Raw genomic sequence first — 16462 nt, 5'->3', positions numbered from 1 at the left:
CGCCTCCTTATTTCAACAGTTGATGACGAATGCGCAGCAGAACCAGCGCGTAGCAGGTCATCAGCAATAACAGAAACACCGCCATTGCCGAGGCATAGCCAAAATCGAGTTTGCGATAGGCGGTGGTGAAGATGTAGCTGGAGAGAATCGAGGTGGATCCGGCGGGGCCACCGTCGGTCATCACCACGATCAGATCGGCGAAGTTGGCGATCCAGATGGTACGTAGCATCACGGTGATGGCGATCATCGGTGCCAGGAAGGGCAGCGTGACGCGACAGAATTGTTGCCAGCCGCTGGCACCGTCAATCGAAGCCGCTTCATACAGATCTTTCGGGATGGATTGCAAAGCGGCCAGCAGGGTAATGGCAAAAAACGGAATACCAAACCAGACGTTAGCAATGATCGGTCCCCACATGGCCAACTGAGGATCGGACAAGATATTGTATGGCTCGCTCAGTAATCCGAGATCGCTCAGCCACTGTGGCAACGGGCCAACCACCGGGTTAAGCAGCCAGGACCAGGTCAGGCCGGATAGAAAGGCGGGCACCGCCCAGGGCAGAAACACCAGCGCCTGCACCCAGCGACGAAAACGAAATTCGCGGTTGAGCAGCAGCGCTAACGCCAGACCGAAGATAAACTGCAACAGTAGTGAGCTGAGCGTCCAGTTCAGCGTGTGACCGAGTGCTTTAAAAAAGCGCCGATCGTCAAACATTTCGGCAAAGTTATCCCAGCCCACCCACCCGCTATCCATCGGATTGAGCAGATTCATGCTCTGAAACGCGTAGGAAATGCCGATCGCCATCGGCACAAAAATAAATAAGGCGATCAGCAACAGTCCCGGCGAAAGATAAAACCACGGCTCAGCCAGCCGCAGCCAGCGCGAGTAGCGTGAGCGCGGCGAGCGGGCATCAAGTGAAGTTTCTAGCATCATCATTGTTCTCCGCGCGATCGGTGATTACTGCGTGGCGAGCCAGCTTTTCTGTTCTTTGGTCAGATATTTAGCCCAGTCTTTCACCATGTCTTCGGTGTCGTTTTCGCCCAGCAGGGTTTCCTGGCTGCTCTCTTTCACAATCACCGAGTTAAAGTAACCCCAGCCTTTCAGATGTGTCGGCATGGTTAAGGGCACATAGTTCGGATCGTTTAACTCTTTAAACCAGCCGGCAAACTGCGGTGTTTGATAGAAAGGATCCTGCTCTGCACCTTTATAAATCGGCAGGGTGCCAACAAATTTTGCCCATGCGAGGTTGTTGGTCTTATTACTCAGGAAGGTGATGAGTGGCCAGGCGAGATCTTTTTGTTTGCCCTGTTTAAACATCGCCCAGCCGGTATAACCAATGGTAGGGAAAGCTTTACCCGACGGTCCGACAGGCATCGGTGCAACGGCAAAATCATCGGCGGCCATGCTGTTTTTAATCGCAATCAGCGCATCGGGGTCTTGATCGAGCATGGCGCACTTGCCGGAATAGAAACCGGAGACGATTTCGTTAAAGCCCCAGTTCACACTGTCTTTTGGCGCGCCGCCTTGTTTGTACATGTCGACCAGCAACTGCGCCCCTTTAATCGCCCCTGGCTGAGTCAGAGTACTGTTGCCGGATTTATCGAAGAAATCCGGTGAGCCGTTCATTGCCGCCATAAACATCATCCAGGCGTTGGTGCCGCCGACGCCGCCGCGCATACAGTAGCCGCTGATGCCGTTACCCAACTGGCTGATGCGTTTAGCATCGCTGGCAAACTCATCCATGGTTTTTGGCGGCTCGCTCAATCCGGCCTGCTGGAAGAGTTTCTTATTCCAGAACAGGGCGCGCAGGTAGAAGCCGTAAGGGATCATGGTGGCTTTGCCATTGGCGGCACGCGCCATCGCCAGCGTTTTATCGGTTAACTGGGCGGTGCCATCCCAACTTTTCAGGCGCGGTTCCAGATCCTCCAGCATGTTGTTGCTGGCATACAGCCCTTGCCAGGTATCGGGCATTTCCACCACATCGGGCACTTGTCCGCTTTGCAGCATGGTGCCTAATTTCTCAAACGCCTGACCCCACGGCAGTGAGATCAACTCAATTTCCGTGCCGGGATGCTGGGTTTTGTATTCGGTCAGCATCTTCTGCAGCAGTTCAGTGCGGGGCGGGCTGGTAATCACTTCCACCACGGTTAATTTTGCCGCCATACTGCTGAGTGCTGAACCCAATCCAATGGCTAAAACCAGTGCGTTAATCGCAAAACGAGTCGTCATTGCAGCTTCTCCTGGGAGTGAGTGATTATGCGCGGGTTGCGGTAGCCAGCGCCTGTTGCAGGTCGTTCCAGAGGTCTTCGGTCTCTTCCAGACCAATCGAGATGCGGATCAAACGTGGCGAGACGCCGAAATCAACGGCTGAGTTAAATTCGCTGGCTTGATTGATGACTGAGATGGCGGGCATCACCAGACTTTCGAATCCACCCCAACTCACCCCCATATGGAAATAGTGCAAGGCGTTGCAGAAGGCGGGGATATCGATTTTTTCGGTCACTTCAAACGCAAACAGGCCACTGTAGCCGCGCAGCGATGACCAGGATTTGGGGGACAAACCGGGATGGCACACTGCCGTAACCTGTGGATGGGCACTCAGCTTTTGTGCCAGTTCCATGCCGCTTTGGTGATGCTGCTTCATGCGCAGGGGGAGCGTGCGCAGACCACGGATCAGCAATGAGGCTTCATGCGCCGATAGCTTGCCGCCGAGGAAGGGGCTGATGTGGCGTGAGATATAGCCGATGTGCTGTTGACTGGCAATGACCAGGCCGGCCACCACATCACTGTGCCCGCTGATGTATTTCGATGCCGAGTGCACCACGATGTCGATCCCACACAGTAACGGCTGCTGGAAAATCGGCGACGCCCAGCTGTTATCGATAATGGTGACCGCACCAGCATCACGCGCCAGCGTGGCCAGTTTATTCAGGTCCAACTCGCTCATCACCCAACTCACCGGACTTTCCAGGTAGAGCAGGCTGGCACCCGGCAGCGCGGCACGAATTGCCTCTTCATCATCACCATCGACGAACTCGGTGGTGATACCAAAACGCTGGCAGAAGCCACGCAAGAAGCGATACGTATCGGGATAGACGTGATTAACACACACCACTTTTGCGCCGGGTTGCAGCACGCTGAGAATGGCATTGCTGATGGCGGCCATGCCGCTGCCGAACGCCAGGCAAGCCTCGCCCCCTTCCAGTGCGGCAACTTTCTCCTGCAGCGCTCGGACCGTGGGATTATCGACGCGCGAATAGAGCGGTTGATCGCTTTCGCCACGGAAGCGGGCAATCATGCTATCGTAATCGCTGAAGGTGAACAGTGACGATTGGTAGATCGGCGGGGTGACCGCGCCTTTTTCATGGCGTAAATCATGGGACAAAAGTGTTTGTTGCGAGACCGGTTTATCGTTTGGCATTGATGACATCCTTCATGTCGCGTTCAGTGATATCGAGAATTTGATGGCAAATGGCGCGCGCGGCTTCACCATCCCGCTGGCAAATGGCATTGAAGAGATCGCGGTGTAACGGGAAGGAGTCGGCAAACAGTGCCTGCTCCGGTGGCGATTCAAAAAAGGCGTGCATGCTGTCGTAGATGACGTTGAGCATTTGCAGCAGAAGGGGGTTGCCTGAAGCGCGATAAATGCTGGTGTGAAACGCCCAGTCTTCGGCACCGGCTGAGCCGACCGCCAGATGCACGCGCTCCATTTCAATCAATCGCTGTTCGATTTCCAGCAGGTCTTCGGCGCTTGCACGCTGTGCAGCGAGCACACAGGATTCTGATTCGATAATGCGACGGACCTCCAGCGCGTGCAGCATATTGGCGGAGTCATTTTTGAATCGCAGCGAGAGAAAGCTGTCGTTGATGCCGACATCTGCCTGCAAAAACGTGCCGCTGCCTTTCTTACGCAGAATGATGCCCAGTGCTTCCCAGCGTTTTAACGCCTCACGCACGGTGTTGCGGCTCACCCCGAGTTTCTCCGCCAGCTCGCGTTCAGGCGGTAAGCGACTCCCCGGCTGCGCGCCGGATTGCGCCATAAAACGCGTGAGTGCATCAAGAATCAGCGTGTCACTGCGCGGTGTGGTTATCGGTTGAAGCTCAAAAGGAGATTGCATAGCGCGGCCTTAATTGGTCCAACATCTCTACCAATTTCATAGCAAGGCGCGTGCCATTATTTTTATGCCTGATTTAATTGACATTTCTGGGCAGTAATAAGCAGGAGATCTGAGTTTTACTGGTGCAAGGCGAAAAAATATGCACCGGGATGTCACAGCGAGGATATAAAAAAGGCGCGAATTAACGCGCCATTTATAAATGCGGAAATAAATTAGCTGGCATCAAAAATCACATACAGTTTACGCATCGTGTTTTCAATTACCCAGGTCCCTTCAGTATTGGCTTCGAAGAAAAAGGAATCACCCGGTTTAAAATTTAGGGTTGCTTCGCCATCAGGAGTAAATGAACCTGTGCCGTTAAGAAAATGCATAATTTCAGCCTGTTTCACTGAGCGACGATAGGAACCTGCTGCGCATTCAAATATGCCCGTATCGATATCTTCTTTGCCGGGAATCACTTTCTGGATACCGGAAAGGGCAATAGTGCCGCTGCCCGGTAAGCCTTCCACGCTGCCCCAGGGTTCCATTGTTTCAATTAACGCTGGCTGTTCAATTTTTTGCACCTTCATCAGTTCTTTTTCCTGTAAGCAGTGACAAATAGCACTCACCACAATGGCAAAGTGCATTGGGGAAAAACTCAATTCAGATTAAGCGATTGCAGTAAAACCTGAGGGGACTTATTGCCGTGCGAATAACATATTTGAATGATTATTCGCACGGCTTTGGCAGAAACTTTTGTTTCCTCACCATGCTTCACGCTGCAAGTGGGGGGCGGCGTCCATTCACCCCCGATCAGTCATCTGAGTCGGTTCCAGGCGACGCCTGCCTGCACTTTGAAAGGGGGTGAGAGCGCCGCCTAACTCAGCGTTTGGCAGCATGAGCAGGGCTGCGCAACGGTGTTACCCAGAACACGGCGCAGGAAATCTTGCGTGCGCGCTTCTTGTGGTCGCAGTAACAGGTTGTCAGCGGGACCTTGTTCTACAATCTGTCCGCTGTGCAGGAAGCAGACGCGATCGGCCACTTCACGCGCGAACTGCATCTCATGGGTGACCACGATCATGGTCATCCCTTCACGGGCGAGATTGCGCATGACCTGCAGCACTTCACCCACTAATTCGGGATCAAGCGCGGAGGTGGGCTCATCAAATAAGATCGCTTTGGGCTGTAGGGCCAGCGTGCGGGCAATCGCCACGCGCTGTTGCTGTCCGCCAGATAACTGGGCTGGCCATGCGTTGATTTTCTCAGCCAGACCTACCATTGCCAGTAAGTCTTTGGCGCGCTTTTCCGCCACGTTGCGAGATTCACCGTTGACGTGAATCGGACCCTCCATCACGTTTTCCAGCACGCTGCGATGCGGGAAAAGGTTGAAACGCTGAAACACCATGCCAATCTGACGCCGCAGGTCGTTAATGCTCTTGTGCTTGTTGTTGACGCGCTGGCCCAGTACGGTGATATCGCCGCCTTCATAGGTTTCAAGGCCGTTGATGCAGCGCAGTATGGTTGATTTACCTGAACCCGAAGGGCCAATCAGGCAAACCACTTCGCCTTCGCTGACCTTGAAACTCACGCCTTTCAGCACCTCAATGGGGCCGAATTTTTTGTGTACCTCATGAATTTCAATCATCTTAAGCCCCTTTCATCTGACGTTTTTCCAGCTTCTTGGTGAGTGCCAGCAGCGGCAGGCAAAGCACCAGATACAGCAGTGCCACCAGCGTGTACACCGTGGTGTTATCGAAGGTTGAGGCAGCAATCAGCTGGCCCTGACGTGTCATTTCCGTCACCGCAATGGTCGAGGCAAGCGCAGAGTCCTTGAGCATCATCACGAGCGTATTGCTGAACGGGGGTAAGGCAACATGGAAAGCCTGAGGCAGCACCACGCGGCGCATGGCTTTGCCATAACTCATGCCCATTGATCGCGCGGCTTCAAGCTGCCCGCGATCAACCGATTCAATGCCGGAACGAAATATTTCTGCGATGTACGTGGAAAAGCAAAAGGCGATACCAATAACACTGGCCTGAAACGAGGTGAGGGTGATGCCAATATCCGGGAAGACAAAGTAGATATAAAACAGCACCACAATCATCGGCAGACCACGCGTGATATTAATGATGGTGGCGATTGGCCATGAAATGATTTTCCACGGACACATTTTGGCTGCGGCAAAAATCAACCCTAATGGCGTACTGATTATCAGAGACAAAAGGGTGATATAGATCGTCATTTCAGCCCCTTTCAATAAAAAGGGCAGATACTGGTGGATGCTGCTCCAGTCCATTTTGTTCTCCTGGCTTGTAGTGTCACCCTAAAATCAGGCGATAAATTCATTATAATGAATATCGTTGATAGCAAATCGCTGTCAATCTTTACTCTCATGACAGAGATAGCATTTACTTATTACGCTCATACGAACAAGCTATAGGTGTGATATTTAGTGAAATCAAAGGCTTTATTGTTAATTTGTGAGTTGGCGCATTTTCATTAAATAAATCGTTGACAGCGGGTGTGCAATTTTCATTATAGTGAAAAAGAGCGTTATCCCTTTCATTGCACCCAGGAGTGAGCCATGTTTGCCATTCGTTCCCCGTTGATGATCCTCGGCCTCACGGCTGCGTTGAGTTTCAATGCCAGTGCAGCGGTGTTAACCGCGGGTTCACCGCCATCGAGTGCACCCACTACCTTTCTCAATACCCAAACGGGCAAGATTGAGGGTTTTATGCCGGATGTGGCCGCAGAAGTGGCTAAACGTGAGCATTTGGACATCCAATACAGCGCAATCCCTTTTTCCACGCTGATACAATCTGTTATTGCCGGAAAGATTGACATGATAGTGGCGGGAATGACACCGACTGAAGAGCGCGCGAAACGTATTACATTCTCTCAACCGGTGACGGCTTTTGGCGCGGGATTGATCGTGCGGGATGACAATAAAAAAGCGTATAACTCCTGGCAGGATCTTAAGGGTGAAGTGGTAGGCACCATGGCCGGTACCGATTATACCCAAAGCCTGATGGCCAGCGGTATTGCGAAAGAAGTGAAGGTCTACGACAGCCCTGCGGATATGACGCGAGATTTGTCACTGGGTCGCGTGGCGGCCGGATTAAATGACTATCCGATATTAAAAGCGCAGGAAAAAGCCGGTGGACTAAAAGGCATGCACGTGGTGGATGGTTATAAACCGGAGCATGTTTCCCCCATGGCGTTTGGCGTGAAGAAAGGCAACGATGCGTTAATGGCGCAGATCAATAGCGCGTTAACCAGCATGAAAGAGGATGGCACGTTGCAGACGATTAAAACCAAATGGGGCATGCCCTGATTGATGACACCCTTAAGCTCAGCTGACAGGGATGCGAATGGAATTCAGCCGATGAAAAAAGTACCGATCATCAAAGGGGAGTCAGGCGCGCAGGAAGCGGATATCGGCTCCCGCGTAAAACGGGTGCGCAAGGCGCGGAATATGACCATTACTGAACTGGCGCTGCTGGCGAATGTCTCCGCTGGCGCGATCAGTCAGATCGAACGCAATCTGACGAATCCGACAGTGCGTGTGCTGGAACAACTGCGTCTGGTCTTAAAAGTCCCCCTTTCGGCCTTTCTGGAAGAGGCCGAAGCTCACACTCGTGGTGCTGAGCATTATGTCCGGCGCGCAGCGGAACGCCCGCACTTTAACGTGGGTAAACAGGGCATTTCTAAACAGATGCTTTCCCCCTCGGGCGACCATGATTTGCAGTTCATGTTCATCAATATCCCGGCAGGCGTGCAGTCCGCTGAGATGTTAATGGGGAAGGGGGAAAAAGCAGGCTTAGTGATGGCGGGTGAACTGACGCTGGAGATTGACGGTGACACCGTGCTTTTGACACCCGGTGACAGTTTTCAATTTCAGAGCCATCTACCGCACAACATTTTTAACCCGACGTCCAGTGACGCCACTGTGTTGTGGATCATGCATATTTCCTCTGAGCAACATTTATAAAGATCAGGATTGAACATCATGCGCATCAACGTGAATACCGTAGCAGACAGTGAAACTTTCCCCAGCGCGGTGGATGTCATCGTCATTGGCGGCGGGATTATTGGTACTTCCGTCAGTTATGAACTGGCAAAGCAGGGCGTTTCCGTGGCGCTGTTTGAAAAAGGCGTGATTGGCGGTGAGCAGTCGGGACGCAACTGGGGCTGGGTCCGCCAGCAGAATCGCGATCTGTATGAGCTGCCGATGGCGATACGCAGTTTGCAGCGTTGGGAAGCGTTGAGCGGTGAAATCGGACTCGATCTTGGCTTTAGCCGCCAGGGTATCACCTACGGCACATTGAGTGAAGCGGATGTGGCGCGCTGGGAAGCCTGGGGCAAGCAGGCGAAACAAATCGGCTTTGTTAGCCACTTATTGACGGGCAAAGAGACGCGCGAGCGCATTGGTGAACAGGCCCAATGGGTGGGCGGCGTGTGGTCACCGAGCGATGCGCGTGCCGAACCCTCCATGGCCGCCCCGGCCATCGCCACGGGCGCGAAAAACCTGGGTGCTTCGGTGCATCAACAATGCGCGGTGCGAGGATTGGACATCAGTGGCGGGCGCGTCACCGGTGTGTGGACCGAGCGCGGCTTAGTGAAAGCGAACCGGGTGATCTGCTGTGGTGGTGCCTGGAGTTCACGTTTCTGCAAACAGTATGGTGTTGAACTGCCGAGCGCCAATATTTTGGGTACAGCGTTTAAAACCACGGTGGCGCCGGAAGTGATTAAAGGGTGTCTGAGCATCGGGGGATTGTGCATTCGCCGTCGTCAGGATGGCAGTTACACCGTGGCACTCTCCGGTCGTGGGCAGATCGACCTGGCTCCGCAAAATATCCGCTATGCCACCAAATTTTATCCGATGTATCGCAGCAAAATTGCCAAAAAACTCAAAGTGCGCATTAACGGCTCTTTCTTTAATGGTCCGGAAGCCGCGGGTTCCTGGTCGAATCAGAGCTTATCGCCATTTGAAAAGATCCGTGTGCTCGATCCCGCCGGCGATCCGTCGATTGTACAGGAAGCGATGCAACTGCTGGTTCAGTTTTACCCGGAACTTGCCGGGATCAAAGTGGATCATGCCTGGGGGGGCTGGATCGACACCACGCCGGACCTGGTGCCAGTGATTGATGAGATGGATAATGTGCCGGGCCTGTTTATCGCCTCAGGCTTCAGTGGCCATGGTTTCGGCATCGGTCCTGGAGCGGGCTTATTGTGTGCGCAGATGGTGAATAACCAACCGCTGTTTACGGATGCTGAACCTTACAGTCTGGCGCGCTTTGCTAAAGGTAATGCGATTCGCGAACCGCAGATGATGTAAAAGCCTGCCAGGTACTGACCGATCGTGGCATCGTTAAAAGTGAAAGGCGGCCTTCAGGCCGCCTGAGCATCGCTGGTGGGTGATAACCTAAACATCCAGTCGATGAATGACATTCACAAACTCATGCACACCACTGTTTATTTCTCGCAGGCTGCGTGACAGCACGCTGATTTTATCCTGCTCGGTCACCACGAACTGTTTCACTTCGCCTAACTGTTGCTCCATCTGATGAATCAGCATGGCGTTGTGCTCCACGACTTGAGTGATCTTTTTGGTTGCGCTGGAGGTGGAAGCCGCCAGACGCCGCACTTCATCCGCTACCACACTAAATCCACGCCCCGCTTCACCCGCGCGCGCGGCTTCAATCGCGGCATTTAACGCCAGGATATTGGTTTGTGAAGCTATCAGGTTGATGGTTTCCACCACTTCGTTGATGCTTTTCGCTGAGGCATTTAACTGGGTGCCAATATCGGTGGCGGCATTGACCTGCACTGCCACCAGACCGGAGTTGCGGATGGTTTCATCCAGCACTTCGTTGGCGTTATCCGTTATTTGCGAAGTTTGTTCTGAGGTGGTGAGGGCAATATCAGCGACCCGTTTTGCCGCTTCAACCCGCGTGGTGATATCGGAAGCAATTTTGATCACCTTGTACACTTTGCCGTCGGCATCAAACACCGGATTGTAGCTCGCCTCCAGCCAGATACGTTCGCCTGCGGCGGTCTTCCGCTCAAAGCGCCCGACAAAGTGTTGCCCCTTAGCGATTTTGCGCCAGAACTCGGGATTTTCCCGATAAAAGTTATCGAAACAGAACAAGCGATGATGTTGACCGACAATCGTTTTGAGCTCGTAACCCATGTGTGTCAGGAAATTCGCGTTGGCTGTCAGAATATGACCATCGGGCGTGAATTCAATGACGGCCATGGAGCGGTCGAGGGCGGTGATCACTGCCTCTTTATGCTCGAGTTCTTCATGTCGGGCAGTGATATCACTGGCGACTTTAATCACCTTATAGACTTTGCCCTTATCATCGCTCACCGGGAAGTACGTTGCGCTCAGGTAGAAACGTTGGCGTTGTTTATTAAAGCGCTCAAAAATTCCGGTGACGGATTCACCTGAGGCCAGCGTCTGCCAGAAAGCAAAGTACTCCGATGACTGGCTGTAGGCCGGGCTGCAGAAAATGCGATGATGTTGTCCCTGAATCTCATGCAGGCTGTAGCCGGTCACCTCAAGAAATTGCGGATTGGCGCTGAGGATTTCACCGCTGGGCGAAAACTCAATCCATGCCACATGTTGTTTGATTGCATTGATATCTTTGAGTACATCGCCACTTTTATAAAATGGCAGAGAAAGGCTGGATTTCTTCACCCCAAACATGTGTGACCTCAGGCGATATTATGTCATTGAACATAATGCGTGCAGCTTTTGCCGCTCCGCTGAATTTCCTCAGCTGAACACTTTTCTTGCGATGTGCTTCTCTGCGATTACGCAGGCTGGGTGTATTGAGTTTTGATTGCCTGATGTTGTGGTAAACGGGCCGGCTACGGTCCGCTTTGATAAAGGTAGCTTAATTATCGGCGCGGTTTCCAGAACATTTAACTAAAATGCATGAAAAAGCGTTTCACTAGCCAGACTGCGGATAAGCAAGGGTTTTCAACCGATCATTTGGTGGTCGCGAGACGATAATGCCAATCACGCCACCCGCGATCAGTGCCACCGCCACCACCAGTAAACCTGAATGATAACTGTGGGTCATATCCTTGAGTTTTCCCAGTACGGGTGGCAATCCCAAACCGACAAATGAGAGGAAAAGTAAACTCATACCCACAAGCAAATTATCGCGCCACACCCCTGTATGGCGCGAATAAATGCTGCTTAATGCAACTGTTGCGCTATCGCGCTGTACATCAGAGCCGCTTCGAGTGGCTGCGCGCTGAAGGAGGGTTCAGCCTGAGGCCAGGTTGACCATTGTACGATGACCAGGTTTTCTGCACGGTTAACCATAATGATTTGCCCATAAATGCCCAGAGCCCATAGTGAGTGCTTCAGCCCCTCTGCTGCAGTGGGCACGACATGTTGTGCATTGGCAGGGATAGCATTATTCCACCATTGATAACCGTAAATACCCTCCGGATGGGCCGCACTGACAGAGTCTTTTGCCTGTGTCCATGTTGCTGCGTCATTCACCCAATTGTCAGGCAAGATTTGCTTACCATCGGGCAGGCGACCTTCGTTGAGGATAAATTCACCAAAGCGACCCCAATCTTCCAGCGTGGCGTTGAAACCATGAGCACCCACGTCATGCTTTCCTGATTGGTAAGCATGCCAGACGCCATCACTGGCCATGCCATTGGGTTGCCATACGGTTTGCTGCAGGTAAGCCGCCAATGACATGCCTGTTGCCCGTTCCAGCACATCCCCCAACAACCATGCGCCACCGGAAGAGTAAGACCACTGTTCACCCGCTGGATGCGCGCGTTTCAGATGAGTGACGATATTACGCACACAGGCATAGGCGCCAGCTTGCGCTTCGCACTGGGTCAACTGCGCAAAGTCAGAGTTCGGATTGGTGTAGTCCTCATTCCATGCCACGCCGGATGTGTGCTGGATGAGCTGTTTAAGGGTTACGCCATCCCAAGCGGTTCCCTTCAGTTCGGGTTCATATACTGTGATGTTGTCATCCAGTGAATGAATTTTTCCCTGCTTGATGGCAATACCCACCAGTGTAGACACCACCGATTTACCCACTGAGCGCGAGGTCCACAGGGTGGTGTCGGTATTACCTTCGGCAAAATATTTGTAGGCGACTTTGCCGTTTTTCAGCACCAGCATGCCCGCGACATTTTCACGTTTTAAGTAATCAGCGAGATGATAGGTGTGGCCATTAACCTGATACTGCGCATCGACTAACAGGTTATTGGCACGCGCCAGTGGCTTCGCTTGCCCATGATGAAACACATCTCCCGCATAATTTCGGTAATCATTACGGAAACCGACAACCCGATCTTTTTGACTCCAGTTCAGCATCTGGTGAGGGTCAGGTAATTGATGATCAAAGGGTGCAGGGCAGGGCGTGAGCGCCACGCCATCGCACTCTGTCGCAGCAGTTGCATAGCCACTCACAGCTAATGAGAGAGAAAACAGCAGGGGTTTAATCACGGTGTGACGTTGCATAAAAAGTGCCTTTATAGTGCGGTTAAGAGTGCGGCGAGTATAGAAATCTATGGGGCAAGGTTAAAATCACCCCATGGGGGAAATTCCCCCCAAATGTTAGACATAGGATTTCCGATGAATGCGCTGCGCTATTCCTTTTCACAAATTGAAGCCTTTGCGGCGATTGCAGAGTTCGGCACGGTTTCCCGTGCAGCAGAGAAACTGGGGAAAGATCGCACCACCGTGCGCGATCTCATCGATTACCTGGAGGATGCCCTTGGCTACTCGTTGTTTGAGCGTGAAGGGCGCAAATTGGTGCTGACATCCAGGGGGGAGCAGTTACATCGTCAGGCGCATTTGCTGGTGCGTCAGGCTCATGCATTTGAAGCTTTCGCGCAGACCTTGCCGGAGTCGCGCACGCAGCAAATCACGCTGGTGTATGACCCTTTTGTCCCGCAGTTATTTTTGCAGGCATTCATCAGTGAGTGCAGCAGGGCGCAGGTGCAATTAAGTCTCTGGTGTGCTTCGCGTTTCGAAGCTGAGAGTGCCCTAAAATCGGGCAAGGCCGACCTGGCAATTTGTCAGGCAGTGAATCGTTCGTTAGGTAATGAGATGGAGTGGAGCGCGTTAGGTGCCATTGAACTGAACTTTTATGCGGCGACAGCATTGTTCGCTCATCAAGATTCACCTCTGACGTTGCTAAACCTCGCCCTGGAACCGCAATTGGTAATGCATGCGCATGCTGATGAACAAATCACGCACCGTCTGCAAATTTCGGGACAGTCACTGTTTGTGAACGAGCGAACCATGCTGCAGTCTCTGATGGAGCAGGGGCAAGGTTGGGGATTTCTACCAACGCATTTTCAGGCGCAGAAATGGCATCAGGTGCAAGTTTTGCCAACTGAGGTGGGGCATCAGGGACTCAATATCACTCTGGTGGCACTGTGGGCGCCGGGAGCGAGAAGGCACCAGGTCGTCAATGATGTGGTGGTTAAATTGCAACGGCTGTGGCAGCAGTACGGTGCATTCTCTTCCTGATAAGAGCCGTGAGTGGCGCACCACGGCTCTGAGGATAGCATTAGGGCAGCGACTTAGCGGATTCTACAATCTCAACCGGCCCATGGTTATCGCAATGATCACCGTGTGGATGATGCAGATGCCCATCAACCAGGTAGTCCACATGGTCGCCATGCGGTACGGCTTCATGCCCACATCCGGGCCCATGAACATGTCCTGGTTCATGACCACTGCAATGGTGGTCTGGCGTGCATTGATCGGGATTGTGCGCATTCACCGGTAATAAATGTTCATCAACATGATCTCCGTGTGGATGATGAAGATGGCCGTCGTGCAAGTAATCGATATGTCCTTCATGGCGAATCGCGGTATGACCACAGTGCGCACCATGTTGATGGTCATGATGTTGGTGATGCTGCTCTTTACAATCACTCATTTACTGACTCCATATCCAGAGATGTGGCGCAAATTGCGGTTGCCGGATCCTTGCCCGGCAACCCATAACTATAGATCAGTCCTTCCTTCATGAGAGACGTTCGGTAATGTGAGCGAGGTTAAATTCCTAAAAATACTCGCAGTAATCTTATGTATGCAAACTGGTATTACCTTCCCTGACTGACTACACCTTAAACGTCCTTGTTATCTCCTTAACGTCCTTTTCGCATCCTTGATGCGACCTTATTGACTTGTGTTGCTGCGGTGTCATGCGCAAGTCACATCTTTTACGCGTCAGGCACAAACCGTCTGACTCATCACGGAGTGGATGATGAAAAAACGCAAATCCGCACTTTCCCTTGTCGCGATAGCGACCATAAGTACCCTGCTGGCAACACCTGACGCTGAGGCGTGGGACAGCTTAACGGTTTTTGGTGATAGCCTGAGCGACGGTGGCAATGTTGGGCGTTTTACCGCCGACGGCGCGCAGCATCCGCTGTACGATGAAATTTTGGCAACGCATCTGGGTGAAAATCTACTGCCTTCCGATTTAGGGGGCAGTAACTATGCCCAAGGTGGTGCTGTTGCGGTACCTGCTTTGGATCCTGATTTGAACACCCAGGACCAGCTGGCGACCTATCTGCAATCCACCGGTGGGCGCGCTGACAGCAACGGCTTGTACATTCATTGGGTCGGTGCAAATGATATTGCCGCCGCCGTCACCAATCCGCTCACCGCACGTGAAACCATTAGCAACAGCGCAGTTTCTGCGGCTTCCCAGGTCAAAACGCTACTGGATGCGGGCGCGGGAGCGGTCATCGTGCCCAATGTTCCGCAATTGGGGCTGACGCCCTACATGGTGCAGATCGTCTTGAGTACGTTTGGAACATCAGCCATGGTCGCGGCTTTTCAGTCGCTCGATAACGCTGCCACACCGGATGCTGCCGCCCGTCAACAGGCGGTGAAAGAGGCCTTTACAGCCGCCGCCGGACAAATTTTGGGCGACCCCACGGCGCGTGACGTATTGGCTCAACAGCTTTACGACGCCTGGCAAGCACTCAGTACTCAGGTGACAGCCTTGTCCGATGGCTACAACCAGCAGGAAGAGGCCCAGTTGGCCGCGTTGAAGGGCAATATCGTTCGGGTGGATATCGCTGGACTATTTAGTGAGGTGGTCGCAAACCCGGGACGTTATGGTTTGACCAACACCATCGGCATTGCCTGTCCGGTGGGCACCTCTGCAGATGAATGCCACTCCTCTGATGCCGGTTTTAGTAGCGCACAAGCGTATCTGTTTGCCGATCGCCTGCATCCCAGCCCGGCAGTGCACGCTATGCTGGCAGATTATATTCAATCGATTCTCGATGCTCCTGCACAGGTCGCGGCACTGTCGCAATCCACACTGCTGATGGCGCGCGACATGCATAATACACTGGATGGGCATTTGCAACAGCAGCGCCAGCAACCGGCCAGCGCGGGACAGTTCACGGTGTTTGGTGGCTATGCCGGGCAGCACGTCGATTATCAAGGTGATGACTGGAGCGACGGTGATGCAAACACCACTAATCTGACGTTGGGGATCGGCTATCAATTGACCGATAACTGGCAAACGGGTTTGTTGTTCTCAAACAGCAATCAGCGCATGGATCCTTCATCAAACTATGACTACAAGCTGCGCGGAAATCTGGTGGCGCTCTACAGTCAGCTCACCTTGTTCGATCAAGGCTGGATCAACGCCGATCTCCATTATGCCGATCTCGATTTCGACAGTATCGAGCGTAACATCAACATCGGCCCTGCCACCCGGACTGAACAAGGCAACAGCAGCGGTAAATTACTGGGCATGCGGGTACAAAGCGGCTGGGACTTACCCTTGGGGAACCATATCACGACCGGCCCGGTAGTCAGCTATGCGTTGGATTATGGTCGCGTGGGTGGCTATCAGGAAAATGGCAACACCAGCACCTCGATGCGCTTCTCTGATCAAACGCTTCACTCACAGATCGGTTCAATTGGCTGGCGCGTCGATAGCCGGCAGTGGGTGGTCAATCCGTGGGCTCAGGTCAGTTATAGCCATCAGTTTGGTGACACGGATGCCACCGTACGCGCGGGTTTGAAATCCACCCAGACCTCTTTTGAGCGGACGGTGGCGGCTGGGGATAAAAACTGGCTGGATGTGGCGGTCGGTGCCAATGTGCCGTTGGGCGATACGGTCAATGCCTTTACTGGCGTGTCTACCGTCGCCAGTAACAGCGATTACCATCAGGTGACCTGGAACGTCGGGGTGAATGCCACATTCTAGGATGATGTGCCAGCAAGTCGTGGCTTGCTGGCACCGTTTTAGCTTCACTTAACCTTAATAAATAAGTGAATGAATCAGTTACCGGCTGAAGGTATTCGATCGGAATCTTGCGTAGATTGCTCAA

At 52.8% G+C, this 16462-nt stretch carries 15 protein-coding genes and 1 pseudogene; 5 read left to right on the top strand and 11 right to left on the bottom strand.

Annotation, left to right across the window (positions count from 1 at the left end):
* Positions 1-7: 7 nt before the first annotated feature.
* The 7 genes from QMZ65_RS08285 to QMZ65_RS08255 form a co-directional block, all read right to left on the bottom strand.
* A complete protein-coding gene (locus QMZ65_RS08285; RefSeq protein WP_283215784.1) occupies positions 8-934 on the bottom strand; it encodes a carbohydrate ABC transporter permease in 927 nt (308 codons plus the stop codon).
* 21 nt (positions 935-955) lie between these two features.
* On the bottom strand, positions 956-2227 hold the full coding sequence (locus QMZ65_RS08280) for an ABC transporter substrate-binding protein (protein WP_160833818.1): 1272 nt from the start codon (positions 2225-2227) through the stop codon (positions 956-958).
* 25 nt (positions 2228-2252) lie between these two features.
* Positions 2253-3419 (bottom strand): PLP-dependent transferase, encoded by a 1167-nt coding sequence (locus tag QMZ65_RS08275; protein ID WP_283215783.1) that lies wholly within the window; start codon positions 3417-3419, stop codon positions 2253-2255.
* On the bottom strand, positions 3406-4116 hold the full coding sequence (locus QMZ65_RS08270; RefSeq protein WP_283215782.1) for a FadR/GntR family transcriptional regulator: 711 nt from the start codon (positions 4114-4116) through the stop codon (positions 3406-3408). The genes QMZ65_RS08275 and QMZ65_RS08270 overlap by 14 nt, the downstream gene beginning before the upstream one ends.
* A gap of 212 nt (positions 4117-4328) precedes the next feature.
* Positions 4329-4685 carry a cupin domain-containing protein gene (locus QMZ65_RS08265; RefSeq protein ID WP_045815471.1) on the bottom strand — a complete coding sequence of 119 codons (357 nt, stop codon included), beginning with the start codon at positions 4683-4685 and terminating at the stop codon, positions 4329-4331.
* A 287-nt stretch (positions 4686-4972) separates the two neighbouring features.
* Positions 4973-5740: an amino acid ABC transporter ATP-binding protein gene (locus QMZ65_RS08260; protein WP_034829813.1), complete on the bottom strand. Its 768-nt coding sequence runs from the start codon at positions 5738-5740 to the stop codon at positions 4973-4975.
* 1 nt (position 5741) lies between these two features.
* Positions 5742-6392, bottom strand: a complete 651-nt coding sequence (locus QMZ65_RS08255; RefSeq protein ID WP_058961056.1) for an amino acid ABC transporter permease — start codon at positions 6390-6392, stop codon at positions 5742-5744.
* Positions 6393-6680: 288 nt separating this feature from the next.
* Here QMZ65_RS08255 and QMZ65_RS08250 point away from each other — a divergent pair, with 288 nt between their 5' ends.
* The 3 genes from QMZ65_RS08250 to QMZ65_RS08240 are packed head-to-tail and all read left to right on the top strand — an operon-like array spanning position 6681 to position 9434.
* Positions 6681-7430 carry an ABC transporter substrate-binding protein gene (locus QMZ65_RS08250; RefSeq protein ID WP_097117883.1) on the top strand — a complete coding sequence of 250 codons (750 nt, stop codon included), beginning with the start codon at positions 6681-6683 and terminating at the stop codon, positions 7428-7430.
* A gap of 51 nt (positions 7431-7481) precedes the next feature.
* The gene (locus QMZ65_RS08245; RefSeq protein WP_283215781.1) at positions 7482-8087 is read left to right on the top strand and encodes a cupin domain-containing protein; all 606 of its coding nucleotides are present in this window, start codon (positions 7482-7484) and stop codon (positions 8085-8087) included.
* 18 nt (positions 8088-8105) lie between these two features.
* On the top strand, positions 8106-9434 hold the full coding sequence (locus QMZ65_RS08240; RefSeq protein ID WP_283215780.1) for an NAD(P)/FAD-dependent oxidoreductase: 1329 nt from the start codon (positions 8106-8108) through the stop codon (positions 9432-9434).
* Positions 9435-9521: 87 nt separating this feature from the next.
* Here the strand turns inward: QMZ65_RS08240 and QMZ65_RS08235 are convergent, their stop codons facing one another.
* The 3 genes and pseudogenes from QMZ65_RS08235 to QMZ65_RS08225 all read right to left on the bottom strand — a co-directional run bounded on the left by QMZ65_RS08235 (position 9522) and on the right by QMZ65_RS08225 (position 12605).
* Positions 9522-10808, bottom strand: a complete 1287-nt coding sequence (locus tag QMZ65_RS08235; protein ID WP_058961052.1) for a methyl-accepting chemotaxis protein — start codon at positions 10806-10808, stop codon at positions 9522-9524.
* Between the two features lie 247 nt (positions 10809-11055).
* Positions 11056-11235: pseudogene (locus QMZ65_RS08230) on the bottom strand (MFS transporter); the annotation flags it as partial.
* A 71-nt stretch (positions 11236-11306) separates the two neighbouring features.
* Complete coding sequence (locus QMZ65_RS08225) at positions 11307-12605, bottom strand: serine hydrolase domain-containing protein (RefSeq protein ID WP_283215779.1); 1299 nt, start codon at positions 12603-12605, stop codon at positions 11307-11309.
* Positions 12606-12719: 114 nt separating this feature from the next.
* Between QMZ65_RS08225 and QMZ65_RS08220 the strand changes: the two genes are divergently transcribed.
* Positions 12720-13622, top strand: a complete 903-nt coding sequence (locus tag QMZ65_RS08220) for a LysR family transcriptional regulator (RefSeq protein WP_283215855.1) — start codon at positions 12720-12722, stop codon at positions 13620-13622.
* 40 nt (positions 13623-13662) lie between these two features.
* Here QMZ65_RS08220 and QMZ65_RS08215 read toward each other — a convergent pair whose 3' ends face one another.
* The gene (locus QMZ65_RS08215) at positions 13663-14037 is read right to left on the bottom strand and encodes a hypothetical protein (RefSeq protein ID WP_283215778.1); all 375 of its coding nucleotides are present in this window, start codon (positions 14035-14037) and stop codon (positions 13663-13665) included.
* A gap of 330 nt (positions 14038-14367) precedes the next feature.
* On the opposite strand from QMZ65_RS08215, the gene QMZ65_RS08210 reads away from it, so the two are divergent.
* Positions 14368-16338: an autotransporter outer membrane beta-barrel domain-containing protein gene (locus tag QMZ65_RS08210; RefSeq protein ID WP_283215777.1), complete on the top strand. Its 1971-nt coding sequence runs from the start codon at positions 14368-14370 to the stop codon at positions 16336-16338.
* The last annotated feature ends 124 nt before the right edge of the window (positions 16339-16462 follow it).

The sequence above is a fragment of the Pantoea sp. EABMAA-21 genome (assembly GCF_030053335.1).
In the GTDB taxonomy this organism is placed as follows: domain Bacteria; phylum Pseudomonadota; class Gammaproteobacteria; order Enterobacterales; family Enterobacteriaceae; genus Pantoea; species Pantoea communis.
Note: the sequence above shows the minus strand (reverse complement) of the source record. Positions and strands in the feature narration are given on the sequence as shown.